General features: G+C 59.2%; 18 protein-coding genes. 9 read left to right on the top strand and 9 right to left on the bottom strand.

Annotation, left to right across the window (positions count from 1 at the left end):
• The first annotated feature begins 196 nt into the window (after positions 1 to 196).
• The 6 genes from ACTG3T_RS11510 to ACTG3T_RS11535 are packed head-to-tail and all read left to right on the top strand — an operon-like array spanning position 197 to position 7,180.
• Positions 197 to 1,153, top strand: a complete 957-nt coding sequence (locus ACTG3T_RS11510; RefSeq protein ID WP_439102419.1) for an AAA family ATPase — start codon at positions 197 to 199, stop codon at positions 1,151 to 1,153.
• A gap of 7 nt (positions 1,154 to 1,160) precedes the next feature.
• On the top strand, positions 1,161 to 2,150 hold the full coding sequence (locus ACTG3T_RS11515; RefSeq protein ID WP_439102420.1) for a DUF58 domain-containing protein: 990 nt from the start codon (positions 1,161 to 1,163) through the stop codon (positions 2,148 to 2,150).
• Entirely contained in the window at positions 2,140 to 2,610 is a 471-nt protein-coding gene (locus ACTG3T_RS11520; protein ID WP_439102421.1) for a DUF4381 domain-containing protein, read from the top strand. Before ACTG3T_RS11515 ends, ACTG3T_RS11520 begins: the two co-directional genes overlap by 11 nt.
• The gene (locus ACTG3T_RS11525) at positions 2,607 to 3,656 is read left to right on the top strand and encodes a vWA domain-containing protein (protein ID WP_439102422.1); all 1,050 of its coding nucleotides are present in this window, start codon (positions 2,607 to 2,609) and stop codon (positions 3,654 to 3,656) included. The genes ACTG3T_RS11520 and ACTG3T_RS11525 overlap by 4 nt, the downstream gene beginning before the upstream one ends.
• A complete protein-coding gene (locus tag ACTG3T_RS11530; protein ID WP_439102423.1) occupies positions 3,649 to 5,478 on the top strand; it encodes a VWA domain-containing protein in 1,830 nt (609 codons plus the stop codon). The genes ACTG3T_RS11525 and ACTG3T_RS11530 overlap by 8 nt, the downstream gene beginning before the upstream one ends.
• Positions 5,456 to 7,180, top strand: coding sequence for a BatD family protein (locus tag ACTG3T_RS11535; RefSeq protein WP_439102424.1), 1,725 nt, complete (start codon positions 5,456 to 5,458; stop codon positions 7,178 to 7,180). Before ACTG3T_RS11530 ends, ACTG3T_RS11535 begins: the two co-directional genes overlap by 23 nt.
• Here the strand turns inward: ACTG3T_RS11535 and pepN are convergent.
• Genes pepN through ACTG3T_RS11560 form a run of 5 tightly spaced genes read right to left on the bottom strand, consistent with a single transcriptional unit; the run spans position 7,169 to position 12,763 of the window.
• A complete protein-coding gene (gene pepN, locus ACTG3T_RS11540; protein ID WP_439102425.1) occupies positions 7,169 to 9,862 on the bottom strand; it encodes an aminopeptidase N in 2,694 nt (897 codons plus the stop codon). The two genes, ACTG3T_RS11535 and pepN, sit on opposite strands and share 12 nt — an antisense overlap.
• Position 9,863: 1 nt before the next feature.
• A complete protein-coding gene (locus ACTG3T_RS11545; protein WP_439102426.1) occupies positions 9,864 to 10,709 on the bottom strand; it encodes a DUF2797 domain-containing protein in 846 nt (281 codons plus the stop codon).
• The gene (locus tag ACTG3T_RS11550) at positions 10,706 to 10,993 is read right to left on the bottom strand and encodes a YeaC family protein (protein ID WP_439102427.1); all 288 of its coding nucleotides are present in this window, start codon (positions 10,991 to 10,993) and stop codon (positions 10,706 to 10,708) included. Before ACTG3T_RS11550 ends, ACTG3T_RS11545 begins: the two co-directional genes overlap by 4 nt.
• Before the next feature lie 39 nt (positions 10,994 to 11,032).
• The gene (locus ACTG3T_RS11555; protein ID WP_439102428.1) at positions 11,033 to 11,881 is read right to left on the bottom strand and encodes a rhomboid family intramembrane serine protease; all 849 of its coding nucleotides are present in this window, start codon (positions 11,879 to 11,881) and stop codon (positions 11,033 to 11,035) included.
• A complete protein-coding gene (locus tag ACTG3T_RS11560) occupies positions 11,882 to 12,763 on the bottom strand; it encodes an NAD(+) kinase (protein WP_439102429.1) in 882 nt (293 codons plus the stop codon).
• 147 nt (positions 12,764 to 12,910) lie between these two features.
• Between ACTG3T_RS11560 and ACTG3T_RS11565 the strand changes: the two genes are divergently transcribed.
• Positions 12,911 to 13,633 (top strand): DUF3313 family protein, encoded by a 723-nt coding sequence (locus tag ACTG3T_RS11565; RefSeq protein WP_439102430.1) that lies wholly within the window; start codon positions 12,911 to 12,913, stop codon positions 13,631 to 13,633.
• Positions 13,634 to 13,662: 29 nt separating this feature from the next.
• Here the strand turns inward: ACTG3T_RS11565 and lipA are convergent, their stop codons facing one another.
• Positions 13,663 to 14,658, bottom strand: a complete 996-nt coding sequence (lipA, locus tag ACTG3T_RS11570) for a lipoyl synthase (protein ID WP_439102431.1) — start codon at positions 14,656 to 14,658, stop codon at positions 13,663 to 13,665.
• Between the two features lie 237 nt (positions 14,659 to 14,895).
• Complete coding sequence (locus ACTG3T_RS11575; protein ID WP_439102432.1) at positions 14,896 to 16,347, bottom strand: MipA/OmpV family protein; 1,452 nt, start codon at positions 16,345 to 16,347, stop codon at positions 14,896 to 14,898.
• A gap of 199 nt (positions 16,348 to 16,546) precedes the next feature.
• Here ACTG3T_RS11575 and ACTG3T_RS11580 point away from each other — a divergent pair, with 199 nt between their 5' ends.
• Positions 16,547 to 17,191, top strand: a complete 645-nt coding sequence (locus tag ACTG3T_RS11580; protein ID WP_439102433.1) for a hypothetical protein — start codon at positions 16,547 to 16,549, stop codon at positions 17,189 to 17,191.
• 95 nt (positions 17,192 to 17,286) lie between these two features.
• Here the strand turns inward: ACTG3T_RS11580 and ACTG3T_RS11585 are convergent, their stop codons facing one another.
• Complete coding sequence (locus ACTG3T_RS11585; protein ID WP_439102434.1) at positions 17,287 to 18,861, bottom strand: arylsulfatase; 1,575 nt, start codon at positions 18,859 to 18,861, stop codon at positions 17,287 to 17,289.
• Positions 18,862 to 18,996: 135 nt separating this feature from the next.
• Entirely contained in the window at positions 18,997 to 20,142 is a 1,146-nt protein-coding gene (locus tag ACTG3T_RS11590) for an acyl-CoA dehydrogenase family protein (RefSeq protein ID WP_439102435.1), read from the bottom strand.
• Positions 20,143 to 20,424: 282 nt separating this feature from the next.
• Between ACTG3T_RS11590 and ACTG3T_RS11595 the strand changes: the two genes are divergently transcribed.
• Positions 20,425 to 25,851, top strand: a complete 5,427-nt coding sequence (locus ACTG3T_RS11595; protein WP_439102436.1) for an AMP-binding protein — start codon at positions 20,425 to 20,427, stop codon at positions 25,849 to 25,851.
• The last annotated feature ends 60 nt before the right edge of the window (positions 25,852 to 25,911 follow it).

Genomic DNA, 25,911 nt, shown 5'->3' on the forward strand with positions numbered 1-25,911 from the left:
GGCGTGAGTGTATCGCAAAGGCAGCAGTCGTGAGCGAGGTAGTCTGGGGAACTTTCCCACATTCCCCCAGTCGATTAGGGTGTCATCGGGTGCCCCCGGAGCACTTACTCGGCTAGAATCGCTCCCTTCGCATACATGGCGTGCCAAGCGGCCCCATGACATTCTTCACGCTGACAGACAAATAACGGGAGAGACCGTGACCTCGAGCGATCTGAGACAACTGGAACAGTGGCTGGACCAACAAATTATTGGGCAGAGCCATCTGGTGGAACGGCTGCTCATCGCCCTCATCGCAGATGGCCACCTCCTCGTCGAGGGCGCACCGGGACTGGCAAAAACCCGGGCCATCAAATCTCTCGGCGATGCCCTCGAAGGGACCTTTCATCGGATTCAGTTTACGCCGGATCTGCTTCCCGGTGACGTCACGGGCACCGAGATCTACCGGCCGCAGCAAAGCAGCTTTCATTTTCAGCAGGGCCCCGTGTTCAGCAACCTGGTGCTTGCCGATGAAATCAACCGTGCGCCGGCGAAGGTGCAGTCGGCACTGCTTGAAGCAATGGCGGAACGTCAGGTCAGCGTAGGAAGCGAGAGCTATCCGCTTCCGCGGCTGTTTTTAGTAATGGCGACGCAGAACCCCATCGAACAGGAGGGAACCTACCCACTGCCGGAGGCCCAGTTGGACCGTTTTCTGTTACACGTGAAGGTCGATTATCCTGACGCAGAAGCGGAGCGGGAAATTCTGCGTCTCACACGCTCCGAAGCCGCCAAGGGCGCCGCCGTCGACGCCCCGCAGCTTGCCCAGGACAATGTGTTTCAGGCACGGGAAGAAGCATTGGCCTTACACATGGCCCCCGCGGTGGAGGAATACATCGTGCAGCTGGTGATGGCCACCCGTGACCCGGCGCCCTACAGCGAAGAGCTGGCCCAATGGCTCGACTACGGTGGCAGCCCCCGGGCAACCATCGCCCTTGACCGCTGCGCCCGGGCACACGCCTGGCTCCACGGCCGGGATTTTGTGTCTCCCGATGACGTGCAGGCCGTCGCAGCCGACGTTTTCCGGCATCGGCTGTTGCTCAGCTTCGAGGCAGAGGCTGCGGGCGTGCGCAGTGACCAGGTCATCGACGAAATCCTTCGTCTGGTACCGGTGGCCTGATAATCCCGTGCTGACACTCGACCCCTCCCAACCCGCCAGTGGCGCTACGGTCGATATTGCCCGTTTACTGGCACTGCGCTTCCCTGCGCGCCAGCTGGATATTCGCCGTCGGCGTCGAGCGCTGGCCCAACTGTCCGGCGGGCAACGTTCAAACTTTCGCGGGCGGGGCATCGAGTTTGAGGAGGTGCGGGGCTATCAGCCGGGCGACGATATCCGGGCCATCGACTGGCGTGTCACGGCGCGCACCGGTGAGGCCCACACGAAGATGTTTCATGAAGAGCGGGAGCGTCCGGTGCTACTGGTCGTGGATCAGCGCTCTTCCATGCAGTTTGGTACGCAGCACTGCTTCAAAATTGTTCTGGCTGCAGAGCTGGCTGCGCTCCTAGCCTGGAGCGCCCTGGGCAGCAATGAGCGCGTGGGCGGTTTTCTTATGCGCGACAGCGACCACTGGGAAATGCGTCCCCGCAACAGTCGGCGCACGGTGCTTGCACTGTTGTCAGCGCTGGCCGAAGCGCCGAAACCGCCAGACGCCGCTGGCGGTGACAATCGCTTCAGCACCCTCCTTCGCAGTGTTCGCCGCGTTGCCCGCCCGGGCTCCAGCGTGTTTCTTGTGAGCGATTTCGACGGCGCTGAGCAGGACGAAGCTCGCCAAGAGTTGTTCCAGCTGGCTCGCCATGTAGAAATCACTGCTATCCACTGCAGTGACCCCCTGGAATCACAACTGCCTCCCGCGGGCCGCTACAGCGTCACAGACGGTCAGGCGCGTGCCGAGCTGGATACGGGCATGACAGGACTATCTCAGCGCTTTTCCCAGCTCTACAGCCAGCGGGTTGATAGCTACCAGGAGCAGCTTCAGCGCCTGGGCATTCCCATGCTTCGCGCCAGCACCACCGAAGCACCGCTGACGCTGTTGAGGAACATCTACGGCAGCACGCAGGCATCAATGGGGCCGGCATGGACCTCCCCGGGAGCAACACCGGTAAACCATGGAGCCTGATGCCATCATCAAAATGCTCGAGCCCCTGCGCGAGCCCGAGGCGGTCTCCTGGTGGCCGCCGGCGCCGGGCTGGTGGGTACTCGCTCTGTTGGCACTTGCGTTAATTGTCTACGGCCTTGTCCGCCTCTGGCGATTTCATCAAAGGGCCGCTCCCCTGCGAGCAGCGCGCCAGGAGTTTCTGGTATTGGAAAAAACACCCTTATCTGATGCAGAACGCGCAGCGGCACTGGGAGTACTGCAACGACGTTTGGCCATCAGTGTCGCGGGGCGCAAAGCCTGTGCGGGCCTGACGGGTCAGGCCTGGGCAGATTTTTTGAATTCTCTGGCAAAAGGTACGGAGCCCTATTTCGACGCCACGCTTGCTGATATTGCCTACCGGCCTCGGGTAAGCAGTCAGGATTGTGAGGGCGCACAGCAGGCGACCCGGCGCTGGCTCCAGGAATTGGAGAGGCCCCGATGATTACCCTCCTTTGGCCCTGGATGTTGCTGCTAATGCCGCTGCCATGGTTAGTGCGCCGCTTTGTGTCGCCGCGAACCGTGGAACGGCCAGCGCTGCGGGCGCCGTTTTTTCGTCATTGGCAGAGTCTCGCCAATGATGATCAGCAGGCGATAGTCAGCAGCACGCGCAGGGTCCCGGCAATCGCTCTGTGGCTAATCTGGCTGGCGCTGCTTTTGGCCGCGGCGCGTCCGCTCTGGGTGGGGGATGCCATCGAACTGCCCAACAGCGGACGAGATCTTATGCTCGCTGTCGATATTTCGGGCAGCATGCGGGTCGAAGACATGCAGGTGGGTAATCGCATGGCCCGCCGTATCGATGCGGTCAAACAACTGGGCAGCGACTTCATGTCCCGGCGCAGCGGCGACCGCCTGGGTCTTATCCTGTTCGGCAGTCGCGCGTATCTGCAATCGCCTCTGAGCTTTGATATTCAGACCGTACAGCGTTTTCTTCTGGAGGCGCAGATAGGCTTTGCGGGCCAGGAAACCGCCATCGGTGATGCCATTGGTCTTGCGGTAAAACGACTGCAGGAGCGACCCGCCACCAGCCGCGTGCTCATACTCCTTACCGACGGCCAGGACACCGCGAGCACCGTGGATCCTTTGGAGGCAGCTAATCTGGCAGCGGACCTGGGTGTACGCATCTACACCATCGGCATCGGCGCCGACTCCCTCACGCTACCGGGCTTACTGGGCTCTCCTCTCGGGGCGCGCACGGTAAACCCTTCGGCGGACCTTGATGAGAGCAGTCTTATTGAAATTGCCCGGAGTACCGGTGGTCAGTATTTCCGTGCTCGGGATCCGGAAGAGCTCGCGACGGTCTACCGGCTTCTAGAGCAGCTCGAACCCCTCGAGGTAGACAAGGCGCTTTATCGGCCGCAACAGTCTCTCAGCGCGGTACCGCTACTGGTCGCTATTGCCCTGAGCTTCGCGTTGGTGATTCGCTACCTCTGGCGCCATGGCGCAGCCCGGTTGCCGCAGGGCGCTGCGGGAAGGGCTGCCCATGACTGAACTCCTGCAAAACTTTCATTTTCTGCGCCCCCACTGGCTGTTGCTGCTGATCCCCTGTTTGTTGCTGGGTGCTCTCCTGTGGCGCAAGCGGGGACAGGAAGCGAGCTGGTCACGCATTGTCGCGCCGGAGCTGCTAGAACACCTCATCAGCCGGGAGACGCTTCGCAAAGGGCGTAGCGGTCTCCCCGCCCTGCTGTTCGCCTGGGCCATCGCCGTACTGGCGGCAGCGGGTCCGAGCTGGCAACAGCTTCCTCAGCCGGTGCTGCAAAAACAGGATGCCCTGGTGCTGGTGCTGGATTTGAGTTACTCCATGCTTGCCACCGATTTACAGCCATCGCGCCAGGATCGTGTGCGCCGCAAACTCCTGGACTTACTGCGGGAGCGCAGAGAGGGCCGCACCGCGCTCATCGCCTATGCGGGTGATGCACACATTGTTGCGCCCCTGACCGACGACAACCCCACCATCGCCAATCTGCTCCCGGCGCTCACCCCGGAAATGATGCCCCTCCCCGGCTCAAACCCTGTGGACGCCGTAGAGCGTGCCATTGCGCTACTGGACTCCGCCGGCGTGCGCCGGGGCCGCATCCTGCTGGTCACCGACGGTATCCGCATCGGCGACCTTACCAGCCTGCAAAACCTCCTTGCGGGCCAAGCCCGGGACCTGGCGGTGTTGGGTGTGGGAACAACGGTGGGCGCCCCCATTGCCCTGCCAGGCGGTGGGTTCCTGAAAGATCAGAGCGGAGAAATCGTGGTGCCGGCGCTCAACGAAGAACTTCTCGAAGAGCTCGCTAAGGAAACTGGTGGCAGCTATCGCACCATGACGGTAGACGACAGTGATCTTCAGACGCTGCTAAGTCAGCCAGACCGGGTCGACGATGACGACACCATCTCTCTGGATCGACGTGCCGATCGCTGGCAGGACATGGCGCATTGGCTGGTGCTGCCGCTGCTACTCATCGCTCTGGGTAGTTTCCGCAAAGGCTGGGTCTATCTGTTTCCTCTTCTGGTGACCGTTTTCCCTGCGCAGAAAAGTGAAGCCTTTGAATGGCAGGATATTTGGTTGCGGGCGGATCAACAGGCTCAGCGCGCGCTGAGCGACGGGGATGCTGAACGGGCAGCAGCACTGTTTGAAGACCCCGCCTGGCGCGGCACCGCGGCCTTCAGCGACGAGGATTACGCCACGGCGGCTGCGGCATTTAGCGCGGAAGATAACGCAGATGCCTGGTATAACCGCGGCAATGCCCTGGCCGCGCAGGGCGAGCTCGAAGGGGCGATCAACGCTTACAAGCAGTCCCTGGAGCGCGACCCCGACCGGGAGGATGCGCAAAAGAACCTGGCGACGCTGGAGCAACTCCTTGAACAACAGCAACAGCAGGAGCAGGAAAGTCAGCAGGGCGACTCCCAGCAACAGCCCCAGGATTCCGACGGCAGCCAGGAACAGCAAAGCGGTGATGGCAGCCAGGAAGACCAGCAGTCTCAACAATCCCAGGACAACTCGGGTGAGCAAAACAGCCAGCAGGAAGGATCCAGTGATCAGTCCCAAAGTGAAAGCGGCGACAGACAAAGCAACGAGGAGTCCGACAGTGAACAGGGTTCCCAGGGCAATAGTGAGCAGTCCGAGGAGGCCACCCGGCGGCCCATGCCCCAACCCGAAATAGACAACAGCGCAATGCAGGAAGATCTCGAAAAGGATCAGGCAATGCAGCAATGGCTGCGCCGAGTCCCTGATGATCCCTCGGGACTGTTGCGGGAGAAGTTCCGCTTTGAAAGCCGCCAGCGACAGCAGCAAGGAAAGAGACGTGACACGAAAGAGATCTGGTAAACACATGGTGTGGCTAGTGCTCAGCCTCCTGGCAGCACTGGCTATGCCAGCACAGGCGGCGCTCAACGCGTCCCTGGATCGCTACAACATCGCCATGGGAGACAGCGTCCGTCTATCGCTGCGAAGCGATGACGGCAGCGATCCCGGCGACGCTGATCTCACGGCGCTGCGGGAGCACTTTGAAATCCTACAAAGCTCCTCCAACATCAGCACCCGCATTATCAATGGAGAACGCAGCCAGACTCGCGAACTGACTCTGGAACTGACGCCCCTTCGGGAGGGCTCTCTGGTCATACCCCCCTTCGAAGTGGACGGCAAACGCAGTGAAGCACTGTCCGTGACCGTCGGACCGGAACCCACGGTGCAGGCCACGGACGAGGCCGTCATTTTTGAAGCAGAGGTGGATCGCTCCGAAGTCTATGTGCAGGGTCAGTTACTGCTGACCCTGCGCGTACAGCAGGCCGTTAACCTGGATTCCCGCAGCATCAGCGAACTTGATATTCCCAACGCCTATGTGGAAACCCTGGGCCAGAACTCCTTTCAGCGCACGATTAATGGCCGGCCCTGGCTGGTGCACGAAATCCGCTACGCGATTTTTCCCGAGTCCAGCGGCGAGCTGGTGATACCCGCGCAGACCTTTTCAGGACGTATTGCTTCGGGACGACGCACACTCTTTGATACGCGTCCGTCCGGAAGACTACTTCGACGGCGGAGCGAAGAGCTGGTTATACCGGTGCTTCCCCGCCCGGACAATTATCCGGCGGCGACCTGGCTCCCCTCTTCCAATCTGCGCATCGAGGAGCAGTGGTCCGGCCCCCTGGATCAGCTGCGTATCGGTGACTCCATCACCCGGACCATTACCATTACCGGCGAGGGTCTCCAGGGCGCCCAGCTGCCCCCCATCGACGGTAACAGTGCGAATGGGCTCCGCGCCTATCCGGATCAACCACTGATCAATAACGTTAACTCTGACAAGGGCGTTACAGGTATTCGCAGTGACAGTCTCGCACTGGTCGCCGTTGAGGATGGAGTCTATGAGTTGCCCGCGCTGGAAATTCCCTGGTGGGATACCGAAACTGACAGCCTGAAAATTGCCAGACTGCCCGCTCAGCGACTCACGGTTCTCCCCGGTCCCGGTGCGACGCCCACTCTTCGCGACAACCCTCGCGAAAACCCCGGCAATAATCCCCTCACAACACCCGATGATGCGTCTACCGTGGCAGCTGCATCAGGCTCCTTAACGCCCGGCAACAATCTCTGGCCCTGGGTCACGGCGTTTTGCGCCGGAGGCTGGCTCATAACCACACTGCTTTGGTGGCGCCGAGGACAAAGACCCGCGCAGGTCAGCGTCAAGACATCCACCATGGAGCCTGATCCACCCAAATTATTAGACGCCTGCAAACGGAACGACGCGCCCCTCGCACGGGAGGCCCTGAGAATCTGGCTGCGAAATCAGGGTCATAGGGGGTCCATGGAGACCTGGCTCCGGGAGCAGGATTCGGCGCCCCTGCGGGCCGCGGTTCAGGAGCTGGAGCGCTGCCTCTATCGCGACACGGCAAAGTCCGGGGGCGAAACTGCGCAGGACGGCGCGGCTTCCCAGTGGAATGGCAGCGACCTGGCGACCGCTATTGGCAGCCTGCCCAAGGAGTCAAAGAGGCGCCGCAACGAGAGCGCCCTTCCCCAGCTCTACTTAAGCCAGTGACTTGCTGACCACCTCATAGACATCGGGCGACAGCGAAGGAAGCTCCGACAACCTTTGCAACTCCGCGCGCATCAGCTCACCGCCCTCTGCGTAGTTTTTCCAGCGCGTCAGAGGGGTGAGAAGCCGGGAGGCAATTTGCGGATTTTGCGCATTTAAGGATTCGACCACTTCGCCCAGCAACCGGTATCCCGCACCGTTGGCGCGATGAAAGTTCACCGAATTGGCGTTAGCGAAACCCCCGATCAGAGCGCGAATCTTGTTGGGATTGCGACTGTCGTAGGCTGGATGTTCCATGAGACCCCGTACCCGGGAAACGGCGTCGCCATGGCTGATCTCGGCCTGCACCATGAGCCAGTGATTCATGGCCAGCGCTTCATGGGAAAAACGCGTATAAAAGTCCTGCAGAAGCTCCGTGCCGAGAGACTCATCGCCCTCCCGGAGCACCGCCCGCAACGCCACAAGACGATTGGTCAGATTGTCCGCGGCGTAGTAATAATCGGCCGCCGCCTTAACACCCTGCTCATCCGCTGTCGCCAGATAATCCAGAGCGACGTTTGCCAGAGCCCGGGCCCCAATCTGCTCTCCCGTCGCGGCATAGGTTTCTGTTACCCGCGACTCCTGAAACAGTGCTGACCAGGTGTCATGGAACGTTCGGGCAAGGGAGCGCCGCAGGCTCTCCCGGGCACGAAAAATGCCGTGCACATCTGCCTTGCCACCGTGACTCGCAAGCTCCGCAAGATAAGTTTCCGAGGGCAAACGCAGCATATCTGCCTGTACGGCAGGATCCAGAGACTGGCTGCCGATGGCGTTCACCGCGGCCTCCAGGAGTGGATCGAGGGATTCATTGTCAGTATCAGCCTGAAGTGCGTTGAGAGCCGACACCATCAGTTGCTGCATGGCGTCCCAGCGCACGAAGTCATCGGCATCGCGGCTCACGAGTTCAAGCAATTGTTCACGGGTGTAAGGATAGTCCACCCGCACCGGCGCAGAGAATCCCCGCAACAACGATGGTGTGGGCCGCTCGGGCAGTCCGGTAAAACGATAGACCTGGGAGGGCTGATCGACGATGAGCACGCGGTGGGTGTTGTCGTCCGTCTCGGGGTTGTCAGGCTCGCCCTCCAGGGAGAGCCGTAAATTACCCGCGTCCCCCAAAAGACCCATCGCCAGGGGTATCACCAGCGGCTCTTTCTTTTCCTGCCCCGGCGTGGGGGGCGTCTCCTGGGAAACATCCAGGGTGTAAACGCCCTGTGCCTCATCCCAGTGGTCACGGATCGTGAGCTCTGGTGTACCCGCCTGGGAATACCAGCGTTTAAAATCAGTAAGATCGGTGCCCGAGGCTTCCTCCATGGCGGCCACGAAGTCGTCGCAGGTGACGGCCTGCCCGTCGTGTCTTTGGAAGTAGAGATCGCTGCCACGACGGAAGCTCTCTTCACCCACGAGCGTTTGAATCATGCGCACCACTTCGGCGCCCTTTTCGTACACCGTGAGCGTGTAGAAGTTGGAGATTTCAATAAACGACGCCGGCCGCACGGGATGCGCCATGGGTCCGGCGTCTTCCGCAAACTGCAGCGTGCGCAGGGTCATGGCGTCTTCCACACGCTTGAGTGATCGGGAGCCCATATCCGCAGAGAACTCCGCATCCCGAAACACCGTAAAGCCCTCCTTCAGACTCAGCTGGAACCAGTCCCTGCAGGTGACACGGTTACCCGACCAGTTATGAAAATACTCGTGGGCAACGATGCTCTCTATGCGCTGATATCCAAGGTCCGTGGTGGTGTCGGGGGCTGCCAGCACGCAGGAAGTGTTAAAGATATTGAGGCTTTTATTTTCCATAGCCCCCATATTGAAGTCGTCCACGGCCACCACGTGAAAAACATCCAGGTCGTACTCCCGACCAAAGCGCTCCTCATCCCAGCGCATGGAGCGTTTCAGCGAATCCATGGCGTGATCGCATTTATCCAGATCCTTCTCTTCCACCAGAATGATCAAGCGCACATCGCGGCCACCCTTTGTGCGAAAGCGGTCCTCAACCCGCGCCAGGTCCCCAGCAACCAGTGCAAAGAGGTAACTGGGTTTGGGATGGGGGTCTTCCCAGACTGCACGATGACGACCATCGGCAAGGGTTTCGCTGTGAACGCGGTTGCCATTGCTCAGGAGCTCAGGGCACGCGTGGGCATCGGCATCGATGGTGACCACATAGGTAGACATCACGTCCGGTCGATCGGGAAACCAGGTAATCTTGCGAAAACCCTCTGCTTCGCACTGGGTGCAAAACAGCCCGCGGGAGCGGTAGAGACCCTCCAGAGAGGTGTTTGACTGGGGGTAGATCCGCGCGGTGGTTTCGAGAATCCCCGAGGCGGGGAGTTCATCGACAAGTAAAAAGTCATCGGTCAATTCGTAACGCCCGGTCTCAAGACCGTTTTCATTAACCGCTAGAAGGCTCTCGCCATTAACCGCTAGAAGGCTCTCGCCATCAACCGCCAGCGAGACCAGTTCCAACTCCTGGCCGTTTAAAGCCAGCTGCGTATCCTCAGGCACATCGGGGGAGCGCTGAAAATGCAGCCGGGCGTGCACAAGGCTGTAGTCGTCGAAAAGCTCAAAGTGCAGCTCTGTGTGACTGATGGTGTATGCCGGCGCCTGGTACTCGCTGAGTAAAATTGTCTTTGGCTGTGCATCACGCATATCAGTTCTCCGTCGATTGAGACAGCGCGACCTCATAGCCCGCATGCCGTCGCATATTTATGACACCGGTATCCAGAATCAGATATTGCCCCTTGATACCCATGAGAGTCCCGGCCACTTCGGGCATCTTGTCAAAAGTCATGGACTTCACCTTGCTGGGATATTCAAGCACCGGATACTCAATGCTAGTTACGGCCTCACTCTCAAGCGCGGTGATCGCATCGATACCCCGCTCTGCGCGGAGCTCTTCGATGGTGGCCGCACAGGCCTGGGACAAACGCGCGGCCTCCGCAGGCAGATCCAGAGGATCATTGGCGCCCTTGAGCATGCGCTGCCAGGCGGTCTTGTCCGCCACGTGAGCGGCAAAGGCCACTTCCACAAGGCCGGAATCCAGACGACTCGCCACGCGGTAGACCGGCATAGCCTGACTGGCACCCTGATCGATCCAACGGGTAGGCACCTGCGTCCCCCGGGTTATGCCCACTTTCAGACCCGAGGTGTTAGCAAGATAAACGAAGTGATCCACCATGCAGTTTGCGTCACCCCATTCCGGCTCCCGGCAGGTGCCCGCGGCATAGTGGCATTTCTGTGGACTCATAATGCAGCTGTCGCACTGGGCCAGGCGTTGAAAACAGGGATAGCAATAACCCTGGTTAAAACTCTTTTTGGTTTTGCGACCGCAGTGCACGCAGTGAATGGCACCCAGAAAACTCAGACTAATGGATTGCCCGAGAAGACCATTGATAGCCACAGTGCAGTCTCCCATGGGGAGCGTATAGTCCACGGAGTTCTCCTTGAGGGCAGTCTTCATTTTTCGAATACCGCCCTCGCCCAGCAGTGTGCTCATTCCTCAGTGTCCTTGCTCTGATCAGCCCATCGCAGCTGTTGTGTGTCTCCATCACCGCTGGCAGCAGCTCCGGCCTTTGCGGCTTTCTTGCCTTTATCGATAAAGCCAACCCGCTGGTCTTCCGGCAAATGCTGCTGCTCCCAGGCGATGACCGCCTGCAGACTGTGCTCTCGCTGCTCCGGGGTAACGGGCTGTCCGTCGGGCCAACGACCGGTTTCAATACCTTGACGCAGGCGCGCAATGATATCGGGGCTCAGCGTATCAATTAGTTTCTGGTAATCCATGCGGCCTCCGGTAGAAAAAAGGCGAGATTATACGCAATATCAGGAGCGGTTCCTGTGGAGCACGGCAAAGGCCCCACCGATGGTCGCACCGCTCAAAAGCCCACCGACATGGGCAGCATTAGCGACGGAAAACCCCAGCACGTCCACAAGGCCGACGAGGCAGAACACCAGCCATCCCACCATGAACAGCATGATGGGCGTCGCCGGTGCCAGATACCGCCAACCGGGGTTTATCTGCCCTGCCACCCAGGAGAATCCCAGAAACGCATAGACCACGCCGGACAGCCCACCAAAGAGCACCGATCCCGAGACTGTGTGCTGTGCAAAGTTGGACAGGGCCGCCGTGGCAAGGAAAAGTCCCAGAAGATTGAGGCTCCCCAAAGCGCCCTCAATGCGTCGACCCAACTCCCAGCACCAGAGACTGTTGAACACGATATGCATGAGCCCAAAGTGCAGAAAAACGGGCGTAATAAGTCGCCAGAGCTGACCGCCGGCCGCCGTAAATACCGGACGTCCACCCTGTAGCGTGAAGGGCTCATAGGTGAGCGTCGCCACCCAACTCACCGGCGCATTGAGATACACCAACAGGAAACCGGCCATGCTCAGGGCAATTAGCCCGAGGGTGACCGGTGCACTCTTTACAAGTGCTGGTAAATTCGTCGCTTTTGCCTGATGAGCGGGGGCGGCCCGCAGCGTCACGCGCACTTCACCATCCTGCCAGCGCTGGAGCAGACCAGCGGCACGCTGCCGCTCTTGGGGTACAGCCAGCATTATCACCTGCTCGCCGTCCTCCTCGACGATACGGTGGACGATCTTCTGCTGCCAAAGCAACGCACTGAGAGGACGCAGATCTTCATCGAGAGCGCCGCGATAGAGAATATCAGACATCTAGTCGACCAGCGCACCGCTCCAGCGCAGCTTGTCGCGACAGCTGGCATAGAAACTGTGGCCCGGGGGATGCAGCAGGGTCAGCACCGCGGGGTTACGGCGCAGGAGTACCGAGTCACCAGGCCGCGCAGTCATGTTCACCTGGCCATCGCAGGTGACCGGCGGGTGGATACGATTGCGCGCCAGGACGTCGATGCGTATCTCACTGTCACCGCGGATAACAATAGGCCGACTGGACAGGGCATGAGGAAACATGGGCAGCACAAGCAGCGCATCAAGCGCGGGATGCATAATTGGCCCACCGCCGGAGAGAGAATAAGCGGTAGATCCGGTCGGCGTGGAAACGATAAGCCCATCGGCCCGCTGCCGGTTCACAAACTCGTCATCGATGTACAGCTCAACTTCTATCATCTGGGCCGAAGTGCCCGAGTTGACCACCACGTCATTGAGGGCATCGCCCTCGGCTACCGTCTCGCCGTTGCGCACCACGCTCACATCGAGAAGAAACCGCTCTTCGCTACTGAAATCACCCCGCATGACCGCGGCGATCTGCTCGGGCACGCGATCAGGGCTGATATCGGTGAGAAAGCCCAGGCGCCCGCGGTTTACCCCCAGCATAGGCTTGCCGTACTGAAGCATTTCCCGGGCCGCACTGAGCATGGAGCCATCGCCACCCAGGACGATGATCAGGTCGGCGTTGGCCCCGATGGCATCCCGGGTGTGAGTCTCTCCCCCGTTGGCCGTGAGTTCGCCAAATCGGTTCTCGAGGAGCAGCTCAGCGCCGGCATCACGCAAGGCCGCTATCAGCTCCTCCAGCACCGTTTCGATGCCTTCCTGGCGACTTCGGCCCACCACCCCAACCTGGGAAAATACTCCGGCCATGCAATACACTCGCGACAAAAACCCAGTATACCCAGCCAGACCTGTGCGGGGTATGGCTGTTCACTACTTGCGCTGGGACCTGACGGTGGCAAACTGGCTTTCCGTTTTTGCCCGCCCGTCGCTGTCCAAAGAAATAGGAACTCGCTCATGTACAACATTAAAAAAATCACCAGGGCAGTCACCCTCGCTATCGCCCCCCTCGCACTGCTGACGGCCTGTGCCGAGCAGCCCACCATCCAGCAGGGTGAAAATGCGGAGACCATCATGGGAGGTCTTGCCAAGGTCGATAACTCCCGCGCCGATCTCGCCTATGTGGACCCCGGTGCAGACTACGGGAGATACACCAAGGTGTTTGTCGCGCCCCTGGATCTGGATAACGTCGAAATTGTGCAGCCAAATGCTACCCGCAGCATGGTTAACCGCTATAACCGCGAGTGGGAACTCACCGATGACGACAAAGCAAAACTCCAGAGCGCCTTCAACGATGCCATGGAGAAAGCATTAAAAGCCGGCGGCGCTTTTGAAATCGCGAACCAGGGCGGCGATGATGTGATCCGCCTGGAGGCCATGGTGACCCGCATCGCACCCTCCGCGCCCAAAGATGATATGCAAACCCGAACGACCACGCGGTCCACGGTTATTAGCCAGGGGGGCGGTAGCATGTCAATCGCCATTATGCTGGCAGACGGCGATAGCGGAGAACCCCTCGCCATCATCAAGGACTCACGCAGCAGCATGAATAGCACCATGTGGTCAGTGAACAACAGCGTGACTAACATGGCCGAAGTGCGGCGCAACTTCAGCAGCTGGGCCAAGCAGATTCATGACGGCCTGCTGGCGATGCGGGCCCGAGCTCAGGCTGCAGGGTAGACCGCAGCGTAGAAGGCAGAACCGGCGTGCTAGGCGGAGCTTAAACCCACATTATTCTTCTCAAGCACCTGCTCTGCCCGGTAGCTTGAGCGCACCAGCACGCCCGAAACCACCTCCAGAAACCCCAGATTGAGACCCCATTCACGGTAGGTCTCGAACTCCTCGGGCGTGACGTAACGCTCGATGGGATAGTGATGGGCCGTGGGTTGGAGGTACTGGCCAAAGGTCACAATATCCACCCTGGCGCGGCGCAAATCCTCCAGCGCTTCACGAATCTCCTCATCCGTTTCTCCCAGGCCTAACATCAGCGAAGTTTTGGTCAGCACGTCGGGACGGTGTTCTTTTGCATGGGCCAACACGTCCAGCGTCTGCTCATACCCTGCGCGGGGGTCGCGTACCGGGTGCGTGAGGCGACGCACGGTTTCCACGTTCTGCGCGAACACCTCGACGCCGCTGTCAACGACCGTTTCAACATCCGCGAGGCTCCCGAGAAAATCCGGGGTCAGTGCCTCCACCGCTGTGCCGGCATTGACTTCCTTCACCCGTCGAACGCAGGCCGCATAGTGCCCCGCCCCGCCATCGGGCAGGTCATCGCGATTCACCGAGGTGAGCACCACGTACTTGAGCCCCATGAGTTGAACCGAGCGTGCCGTGTTATCCGGCTCCTCGCTATCCAGCCAGCCCCTGGGGTTGCCCGTATTCACCGCGCAGAACCGACAGGCCCGGGTGCAAACGTCGCCCATAAGCATGATGGTCGCCGTACCGGCACTCCAGCACTCGCTCATATTCGGGCATTTGGCCTCCTCACACACGGTGGCCAGGCGATGCTCGTGGACAATGCTTTTGACCTGCTCGTAGGTCTCGCCTCCGTGAATTCGAGCCCGGAGCCACTTGGGCTTGGGCAACCTTGCACCGCCACCGGCGCTCGCCTTGATGCCATCCTTGATGACCGACATTCCCCGGTCATTGACGTACTTCTCACCGCTGGACACATCCACTACGGGAATTCTCGAACTACCGCTCATGGTTTCCCTGTTAATTAAAATAAGAAGTGATTATAACGCTATGGTGCCTGTGGCACCGACTGCTTGCCGCCCGGACACCACACCGTAGCGCACAGATATTGACAGCCCTACCCCCTGCGCATCAACTGCGCATCAACTGCGCATCAACTGCGCATCAACTGCGAGGACCGTCACCAAAATAGTAATATTTGACATTATAAATCACCTTCAAGTCATTATAATCAATATATTTTTTAATCAAAACTCCCACTCAAAATAAAGCATATTGGCATTGGAGCCGCCGTAAACATTCTTGTAGTAGTCGGCGTGCGAAAATATGCCTGAGCGGTGGTGAACATAAAAACCCGCAAAGAGGTTTCGCAGGCTATCCACACCCAAAAGATCACCCACGGAAACATCAAGGCTGAACTCCAGGTAGTGCAGCAGATGACTTTCCCGGCGGTTCTTACGGGCCGCTTTCACCTGTTCCAGCGCGGGCACCCTGCCCGCGTAGGAGACACCATTGGAAAAACCCAGGCGGGTCTCCACGGTGTCTGACCAGGGAAATTGCCGAAACAGCGCTTTAAAAGCAAAGACGCCCTCCCAAAAATCATCCTGTAGATTGTTTTGAAAGCGCCGTCCCAGCCCTAGCTGCAACCACCCCTCGATGGGTAGCGTAGCCATGCGCTCCGTCAGCTGTCGGCTGACAAAAACGCTGCCAAGGCCTGTATCCAGGTCAGCACAGTTGATATCTCCCTGTAGGATTTTCACGAACTTGGCCTCCGTGGTGCAACCATAGGCGAGGCGAACCGCTGTCGGTCGCGCATTGTTGGTGACAAAATCGAACTCTCCGTCGCCAGCGGGGCGTTTTTCACCACCGAACTCGTAGCGGTAAGCAAACTGCACACTGGTGCCCGTATCGCGGGCGACAATGGGGCTGGCAGCGATATCACCGCCATAAGCGCGGTACGCCAGATTCACGTTAAATTGATGGTTCTCCCATAGGGAATAGCGGCCCGCGATGCCGATCCCCCAGATGCTGCCTTCATCGAGGGTATAAGTGGGTCTGGTGTCCGTGGACTCATCGTCCCTGACGCCATAGTAATAATCCGCTTTCTCCCCCGATAAAACGTTGTACTCCGCCCAGGGCTCGACCTGCCATTGATTACCCCGAAAGACTTTTGCCCAGCGTGCGCGGGCTTCACTGCCATCGTGAACACCATGGGCATCCTGACGAAGCTGCAGGGAAAACCGTCCGAAGTCTGTCTTACGCGTAAGCTCCACACCGGCCTCCACGGTGTTTTTGCGCACCATGCCTTTGAGTGCATCATCCGGGGGGCGAACCGCACCCGTTTCATAGAAAAAAGAATGGTCGTTGTAGCCCTGAATAAAGTAGCTGGCGAAGAGGTCAAGCTGCCAGTCGGAAGTATCCACCGCGTGCCAACCAAAATCGGTGCTATCCAAAAATAGATGTTTACCACTGTAGGTAAACAACGGGACCAGATCCGTGCCGCTGCGCTCTTCACCCGCGTAAATGACGTCTTCAAGGATATAGGCAAATCCGAAAGACCATTCCTGGCTGCGGTCCTCCGGGTCAAGGCTGCGAAGATCACCCAGCGCCCAGGCTGAGCCCGATACCATCAGGGATATAAAAGCAAACAACACGCTGATTGATGGTTGCCGGGTGCGCTTTGGTGCGGTGTTTTTCAAAAAATAAACTCGAAAGCTAAGAGCCGGGTGATGATGACTACGGTTGTTAACACATACTCGTTAAGGGAATAATCGCAGCCGACTACGCTCCTGTGCCTCGCCCTCGTCGCCGCTAGCGCCACCTCAGGCTGTGCGATTATAGAGGGAAAGCGGAGTAATTAGCGGTATCCTTGACGCACAAATTTGCAGGAGTTCCTTTGTGGCCTACCGTCCGGTTTTTGCGTTTCCTTTGTTTTTCATTGGCCTCCTCGCAGCCCTCACCGCGGCCTGCTCGACGAACTCCACTATCACCCACTCCTACGTCGACCCCCTCCTCAGCAAACTCGAACTCAAGGGAGTGCTGGTGATTGGCGTTGCGCAAAACCGCGAGAACCAGATTGTCTTTGAGAACATGTTTGTCAAAGCCCTGGCCCCCCATGGTGTCAATGCGGTGGCTGCGCACAGCCTGCTGCCCAACGCTGAGCTCACCGCTGACGACGTCATCGAAGCCGCCAAAAACAACGCACTGGATACCGTACTCGTCACCCGCTACATCGGGGCGAGCACCGAAGAGGTCTATCATCCAGGCACTATCTACTACGGCGTCACACCCATGTATGGTGCAGGGTACTACGGCGGATTCCCGGGCTACTACGGACACGCCTACGAAGTCGCCTACCAGCAACCGGTATGGACCTCCAACACCACTCACGAGGTGATCGCCGACCTCTATATTGCCGACACCCATGAGCACATGTGGCAGGCTGTATCTGACACCATCAAAGCGGGCTCCACCGACAAACTTCGCCACGATATCATCGCGTCATTGATCGGAGACCTGAAAGATCAAGACCTTCTGCAGTAAGCGCGATAGCGAGAGGCGCCAGGGAATCCAACTCGGCGTAAAACAAAAAAAGCCCGGGCGTTTAAGCACCCGGGCTCTTTACAGGCTGATCGTGATCAGTTCTGAATCGAGAGATCCATCAACCGCTGAAGACTGCCCATCGCTTTCTGCCTTTCGATGGTGCCATAGCCGATGTTACTCGCGCTAAGTGACCCGCCCGGCTGAAAAGGGAAATCCTCGATGGTGGCAAAGAAGCGCTGTACGAAGCCCTGGGCCGGCACCATGAGCCACATATTGTCGGCGTACCACCTTATGTACATTGCAGACTCTGTGTAAGCGCTCTCAAAGGGGTCTGCACGAAGGTTTGTGATCACGGGCCATGCTGGCGTCTCGCGATAAGCCTCGTTAATAGCGCCACGCTCAATCGCAAAGGCGACCTTCCAGTCGTCTACACGGATAGCATTGAGCATACCGCTGGCCGCGAAATACATGATTTCGCGTCGCGGCCCCTTCTCCGCTTCACCTTCAAAGTACGGCTTGAAATTATAGCCGTCCAGGTGGACGCGGAACTTCTTGCCGTTGGCACGCATGCCACCTTTGGAGGCAAGCTGCTCTTTTACGTCGGGCACGCCGGCCGCAGCCAGCAGCGTCGGCATCCAGTCTTCGTGACTCATGATATCGTTGTAGATAGTTCCCGGCTTAATGGTGCCCGGCCATTTGACCATCTGAGGTACGCGCATGCCCCCTTCCCATGTGGTGCCTTTTTCACCGCGATAGGGTGAGGCGCCGCCATCAGGCCAGGTGAATTTCTCTGCGCCGTTGTCTGTGGAGAAGATGACGATGGTATTGTCGTCAACACCCAGGTTTTCCAGCTCTTCAAGAAAGCTGCCAACCATGTCATCCAATTCAGCCATACCATCGGCGTAAAGGCTGATGCCCGTCTTGCCACGGTATTTTTCCTGCAAATGCGTCCACACATGCATGCGGGTAAAGTTCATCCACACGAAAAAGGGCTTGTCCTCATTGACTGCCGCCGCCATAAATTTCTTGGCAGCCCCGCCGAACTCCTGATCTACCGTTTCCATGCGCTTGCGGGTTAGCGGGCCCGTATCTTCAATCTTGCCGTCCGCATAGGCATGGAGCACACCGCGGGGGCCGAATTTCTCATGGAAGGCGGGATCCTTGGGGTAGTAGTACGTCTCGGGCTCCTCCTCGGCATTGAGGTGATAGAGGTTGCCAAAGAACTCATCAAAACCGTGGTTGGTAGGCAGGTGCTTGTCCTGGTCCCCCAGGTGATTCTTTCCGAACTGTCCTGTCTTGTAGCCCTGGTCTTTCAGCAGATCGGCGATGGTGGGCGCCCAGTCGGGGATTCCCTGGTCGCTGCCGGGCATGCCAATGGTCAGCAAACCCGTGCGGAACGGCTGCTGCCCCAGAATAAAGGATGCGCGACCAGCAGTGCAGGACTGCTGTGCGTACATATCGGTAAACAGCGCTCCCTCATTGGCGATGGAGTCGATATTCGGCGTTTGATACCCCATACCGCCGCGGTTGTAAGCGCTGGTATTCCAGACCCCTACATCATCACCCCACAACACCAGAATATTGGGCTTATCAGCGGCAAGCGATGCCCCACTGACCACCCAGGTCGCCGCGGCAAGAAATGCCATGGCCACACTTTTGAGCTTGAACATAATCGTAATCTCTTCTTGTTTGAATGGATTGGGTCTTGATGAGCAGCGAGCCCTTTTGATGCTCCGGTCGCGGCGCGGTGACAGCCTCCCTGCGATCACCTGTTGAGTATATCGGCGCCCCGGGCAATAACAATGTCAGTCCGCAATGAGCGATCGACCGATAATCAGCTTCATGACCTCACTGGTACCCCCGTAGATGCGCTGCACCCGGGAGTCCGCAAACGCCCGAGCGACCGGGTACTCCCACATATACCCGTAGCCGCCATGGAGCTGAACACATTCATCAACGATGCGGCACTGCAGCTCCGACCCCAGCAACTTTGCTTTTGAGGCAGTCACCGTGTCCAGCTGCCCCGCCACGAGAAGTTCCAGACAGCGATCCATAAATACCTGAGCGCTGGTGAGCTCGGTGTCGAGTTCCGCCAGTTTGAATTGCGTGTTCTGGAGCGCGGCAATGGGCTTGCCGAAGGCATTCCGTTCCTTGACGTAGTCGATGGTCTGGCGCAGGCAAACCTCGGAGGCTGCCATGGCCATAATGCCAATGGACAATCGCTCCTGGGGCAACTCCTGCATAAGATAAACAAAGCCCTTACCCTCCTCGCCCAGCAGGTTTTCTTTGGGCACACGGACATCACTGAAGAACAGCTCCGAAGTGTCCTGCGCTTTCATACCGACCTTGTCGAGATTGCGACCCTTCTCAAAACCCGCCCGGTCCGCTTCCACCAATATCAGGCTGGTGCCGGCCGCTCCTGCGCCGGGATCGGTTTTACACACCACTACGACCAGATCGGCATGCTGACCATTGGTGATAAAAGTTTTGGAACCGTTAATGACATAGTCGTCACCGTCGACAACCGCGCTCGTGCGGATGCCCTGGAGATCGGAGCCCGTGCCCGGTTCCGTCATAGCGATAGCCGTCACGATGTCGCCGCGCACGCAGGCGGCGATGTATTTTTCTTTTTGCGCAACGCTCCCGTAGCGCATGAGATAAGGAACAACGATATCGCTGTGTACCCCCCACCCCAAACCGGTACAGCCTGAGCGGGACACCTCCTCGTCGATTATGGCGTTGTAGCGAAAATCCGCTTCCGCACCGCCGTAGATCTCCGGCGCCTGAGGAACCAGGTAACCCTGTGCCCCGGCTTTACGCCAAAGCTCCCGGTCCACTTGCCCCTCCTTTTCCCACTGCCCGTGAAAGGGCATAACTTCCGTCTCCAAAAATCGCCGAACACTGCTGCGGAACAGCTCGTGCTCTTCATCAAAAACCGTTCTGGGGATCATGCTTTGACACTCCGAATCAAAAATTTTAGAGCTCGCCAACCTGGACCAGCTCTGCCGACGATGCTTCGGGGGGTGATGTTACTGCTGCCGGCTGCGTCAGGGCATTGACCCGAACTCACAGCCACACTGACCGTAGATGACAGGCAGGCGCTAAACCCCTATTGATCCAATGGTCTTTCATGATCGTAATCTTTCGGTAGACAGAATGTGGGCACTTTAGACTTCAGAGCGCTGCCAACATTGAATAACCAAAAAAATAATATCGGTGATTAAGGGGGCAGCGTGCACCAAGACTCAAGCCAATGGGGGCGCCTGGCGTCTGCGTCAGACGAAGGGGCGCAGCGAAAACTGGCTGTGGAGGATCCCGGTCACTACCACGGTAATATCGCCTCGCGAGAACTCCATTGGTACGACGGTAAGGACTGGTTAAGCCGCAGCGAGGAAGGCCATTGGCAGGGGCTGGGCATCACCACCGGTGAAACCGTCGACAACGCCCGATCCGATGACTGGTTTCCCTGGAACAAAGCCTTTGACGACAGCCGCGCACCCTTTTACCGCTGGTACAGCGGAGCGCTCACAAACGCCTGCTTTAATGAAGTTGATCGTCATGTGGTCGCCGGACGCGGCGACGCCACCGCCATTGTCTTCGAAGGTGACCGCTGGGATCCGTCGCGCAATGACGGCAAGGGCGGCCCGGTTCAGGAAATTACCGTCACCTTTCGGCAGCTCCTGGCAGAGACCGTGTTGCGCGCAGACGTATTGTCGTCTCTGGGGCTGAAACGCGGCGATCGAATTGCCTTTAACCTTCCCAACATCCTGGAACAGATTTATTACACCCAGGCTGCCAAACGCCTGGGCATCATCTACACCCCGGTGTTTGGAGGCTTCTCCGCAAAGACCCTGTCGGACCGAATCTATGACGCTGGCGCCACCGTTGTTGTTACCGCCGACGGCGGCTACCGAAACGCGGAGGTAGTCCCCTACAAAGAGACCTACACCGACCAGGCGCTGGACAACTTTGTGCCCCTGCGTTCGGCGCTGGCCTGCCTCGATCGGATCATTGCTGACTTCGATCTCGGCGATGCCTCAGCCCGCATTGTAGACACTGTTAAGGAGGGTCTCCGCGGGGAAATCACCATTGAGCGCAGCGACCTCATGCGTGAGCTGGGTGCAGCACTCGCCGCCGAAGCAGACATCGCCGCCGAGCACTCTGCGGAGCTGCGCACCACCGTGGCCCGGGAACTGGCCGGTGTTGAACATACGGTGAAGCAGGTAGTAGTGGTGCGTTACACGGGCCAGGACATTGTCCGCCAGAGCCGAGACCGCTGGTCCCATGAGTTAGTCAGTGACGCTACGGACCGCGTGCTGGCAAAGGCCGCCGAGGAGGGCTTTATCGCCGCCGGCATCGCGGAGTTGCTCAAGCTCGCAGACCGCGATGTTCACCGGGCACTTTGTGCCTCCCACGCCCCGGCACCCGTTGATGCCGACTGGCCGCTGTTTATCATTTACACCTCAGGCTCCACGGGGAAACCCAAGGGGGTTGTGCATACCCACGGCGGATGGCTCGCCGGTATCGCGCATACCATGCGCATGGTGTTCAACGCCGATGGTGATGATCGCATCTACGTGGTGGGCGACCCGGGATGGATTACCGGTCAGGCCTATCTCATCGCGGCGCCACTGTGCCTGGGTATCGGCACGATCATCGCTGAGGGTTCTCCGCTCTTTCCGCATGCGGGGCGCTTCTCTTCCATTATCGAGCGGCACAAAGTCAGTATCTTTAAGGCGGGGTCCACCTTTTTGAAAGCGGTCATGACGGACCCGGCAAGCGTGGAAGACATGTCGACCTACGACATGAGCGGCGTCAAGATCGCTACCTTCTGTGCCGAGCCCGTCTCACCTTCGGTGCAACAGTTCGGCATGGACCGCATCTGTGACCACTACATCAATTCCTACTGGGCCACGGAACATGGCGGTATGGTCTTCTCCTGCCCCTGGGGTGGTTTTAACAACCTGCAGGCAGATGCTAAAACCTGGCCTCTTCCCTGGATACAGGCGGAAGTGCGCATTGCTGAAGAGGTCGACCCAGACGGCTCTGCATCCAACTGGCGTCCCGCAAAGCCCGGCGAGAAAGGCGAACTGGTTATTACCCAGCCCTACCCCTATCTCGCACGCACTATCTGGGGCGACGCTGACAAACTGGGCACCGACGATTGGCAGGGTGACATCGAACGCTTCGGCGAAGTTTACTTTAATCGTTGGTCCGATGGCCTGGCCTACACCCAGGGCGATTACGCCCGGAGTCACGACGACGGCGCGTTTACGCTCCACGGTCGCTCGGATGACGTAATAAACGTGTCGGGACACCGTATCGGCACCGAAGAAATCGAGGGCGCTGTGCTTCGCGACAAAACCCTGCGTACTGATTCCCCCGTGGGCAACGTGGTCGTTGTCGGTGCACCGCACGACGAGAAAGGGGAAACCCCCGTAGCCTTTCTCATCGCCGCCCCAGGCTCCCGTTTAACTGATGATGACTTCAGCCGTCTCCAGGGACTGGTACGCAGCGAAAAAGGGGCGACGGCGGTACCCTCGGATTTTCTGGTGATCCCCGCCTTCCCGGAGACGCGCTCCGGCAAATACATGCGTCGCACCCTGCGGGCGATTCTCCTGGATGACCCCCTCGGTGATCTTTCTACCCTGCGCAATCCGGAGGTGGTCCCGGAGATTCAGCAAATCGTCGGCAACTGGAAGTCCTTTGGCCAGCTCAGTCAGGCCCGGGAGATTGTTCAGAGCTATCGCTTTTTGCGCCTGGAAACCCACGAAATTGCCCCGGGCCGCTTTGTGGCGCTGCTGATGATTGACTCCCCGCCGGTGAATTCACTGAACGAGCGCTCTCTGGACGAACTCAACACGGTGCTGCAGCACATCTCCCAACAGGATCGCATCGAGGCACTGGTAATCACCGGTGCACGTAATGCCTTTGTCGCCGGTGCCGACGTAAAGGAACTGCTGGAAATCGGCGAAGCCGGTGATCGCGAATCCGCGCAAACACCGCCTAACGCGGCCCACACTGCCTTCTCCGTGCTCGAGAACATGGGCAAACCGGTTATCGCTGCGGTAAACGGTCCCGCTTTGGGCGGCGGCTGCGAGCTTGCCCTGGCTTGCGGTTTTATCGTCGCCGATGCCCAGGCCAAATTTGGACAGCCGGAAATCAATCTCAACCTGCTTCCGGGCTATGGCGGCACCCAGCGTCTGGTACGCCGGCTCCATCAGCTTCATGGCCGCGAGGGGCTCATCGACGCCATTCGTCTCATTGCCTCCGGACGCAATATCGATGCACAGGAAGCGCTGGCATCAGGGCTTGTGGATCACATCGTTGAACAGCCGGGCGTGAGCGCTGTGGAATCCGCCATGGCGATGCTCCGGCAACACTTTAACGGCGAGGGGCCCATCGCGGCGACCATGGAGCGGCAGCGGCAGTATCTGGAAACGCGGGAAGACAGCCTTCCTGTGGATCAGACACTGCTGGATGATGAGGGGCTGGCGAGCACCTTTGCGCAGCTTCGCGCCGGCGGCCGCGGGCACTGTCTCGATCGCGTCATCGACGCCGTTCGCTTTGGCGCCACCGAGGGCCAATCCGCCGGTCTTAAGCACGAAGCAGAGCTGTTTGCCGAGGCGGTCTGCGATCCCGCATCCGGCCCGGTGGGTATCAGCGCCTTTCTTGAGCGCCGCAGCGCTCCCCTCCCCGTTAAATACACCAGCGTGTCCCCCGACGCCCCGGCACAGCGCGCCGCCTTGGAGGCCTCGGGAGAACTCATGGCCCTGGACGCGCCCTTCTTTGCCGGCGTCACCCCCGTGCCCCGTTTTCAATACGGTATGGGCGTCGCGAAGCGCGCAGATACGGGCGCGCCGGATCATGCGGATCCCAAAGACGCGGAAAAACTCCTGGTGTTCCCTACGCCCACGCCGGGGCCCAACGAGGCATTGGTGTTCGTTCTCGCTTCCGAGATGAACTTCAACGATATCTGGGCTATTACCGGTATACCGGTATCCCCTTTCGATGCCCGAGATGCCGATGTCCAGGTTACTGGCTCCGGAGGTGTTGCGATGGTCGCCCAGCTTGGCGCCGAACTCCTGCGCGAAGGGCGACTCTCCGTAGGTCAACTGGTGACCATATACTCCGGACAAAGCGAATTGCTGTCCCCCGATCAGGGACTCGACCCTATGGCGGCGGACTTCCGCATCCAGGGTTATGAGCAGAACGATGGCAGTCATGCACAGTTTCTGGTGGTACAGGGTCCGCAGGTGCATCCCAAGCTGCCGTCCATGACCATTGAGGAGGCAGGCTCCTACGGGCTGACCCTGGGCACCATTCACCGGGCACTGTTCACGACGCTGGACATCAAACCGGGACGGCGACTTTTTGTAGAAGGAGCGTCCACGGGCACGGGGCTTGATTGCCTGCGCACGGCAAAGCAAACGGGGCTCTCTGTTGTGGGCATGGTCTCTTCCGAGGAGCGCGGCGAGCGGGTGCGGGAGTTTGGCGGCGCACCCATCAACCGTAAGGACGATCGCTGGAGCCATATCTTTACGCCAGTACCGGAAGACCCCGCAGCCTGGGAAAGCTGGGAGCGCGCCGGCGATGCCTTTGTGGCTGAAGCCCAGAAACAGGCCGACGGAAACATCGACTACGTAGTCTCCCACGCCGGTGAAAATGCCTTTCCGCGGTCTTTCCAGCTGCTGGGTGAGGACGGTGTTCTCACTTTCTACGGCGCGTCATCGGGTTATCGGTTTTCCTTTGTAGGTAAGAGCGGCAGCTCCAGCCCCGCAATCATGTTTGATCGCGCGGGCCTGCGCGGCGGCGGAACGCTTCTTGTGGTTTACGGTCCCGGCGCCGAGGACGGTGTGGTAGATCCCGTCGCCATTGAGGCCATCGAGGTCGGCTGCAGTCTGGGAGCTCAGGTCGCGGTGCTTGCAGACAACGCCGCGCAGCGGGAATTTGTTACCTCCCTCGGCTTTGGCACGCGCCTCACTGGCGTGGTGAGCATTGAAGCCATCGCCCGGAAACTCGGTGATGATTTTGTGCCGCCGGGGCCCTTTCCGAAGTTGCCCGATGCCTTTAGCGAATCCGAGGCGTTCAAGGAGGCAGTGCGCAAATTCTCCGATGTGACACTCAAGCCTATTGGTTCTGCCATTGCACCCTTTTTGCGCAACACCCTCGACAAGCGAGGGCTGCCCGATGTGGTGTTTGAGCGCCCAGGAAGAGATGGATTGGGGCTGGCCACGTCGCTGGTCAAACCCAACGTTGGCAAGGTTGTTTACACCGAGGACCTCCGTGGTCAGCGGTTCAGTTTTTATGCGCCGCAGGTCTGGATGCGCCAGCGCCGCATACTCATGCCCAGTGCAGAGATCCGGGGCACCCATCTCAACACCGCACGGGAATTCGCAGAAATGCAGGAGCGTATTGCCGGAGGCATGATCGATGTGATGCCACCGGTCAACGTGGACCTGACCGAGATCGCAGAGGCCCACCAGGCCATGTGGGAAAACCGTCATGCCGGCGCCAACTACGTCGCCACCCATGGCCTTCCCCGCTCGGGGCTCAAAACGCGCGATGAACTGTATCGCGCCTGGGCCATCCGCGAAGCCGAGCAGCGAGGGGAAACCCTGGCTCACATTGATACCGGATCTGCAGGAGCACTTCGATGAGTGACGTAGAAAATCAGCAGCCTCCACCAGCAGCGGCGAACGTCTGGCAGACAAGGTCGT

It is taken from the genome of Congregibacter sp., from assembly GCF_965660375.1.
Lineage (GTDB): Bacteria > Pseudomonadota > Gammaproteobacteria > Pseudomonadales > Halieaceae > Congregibacter.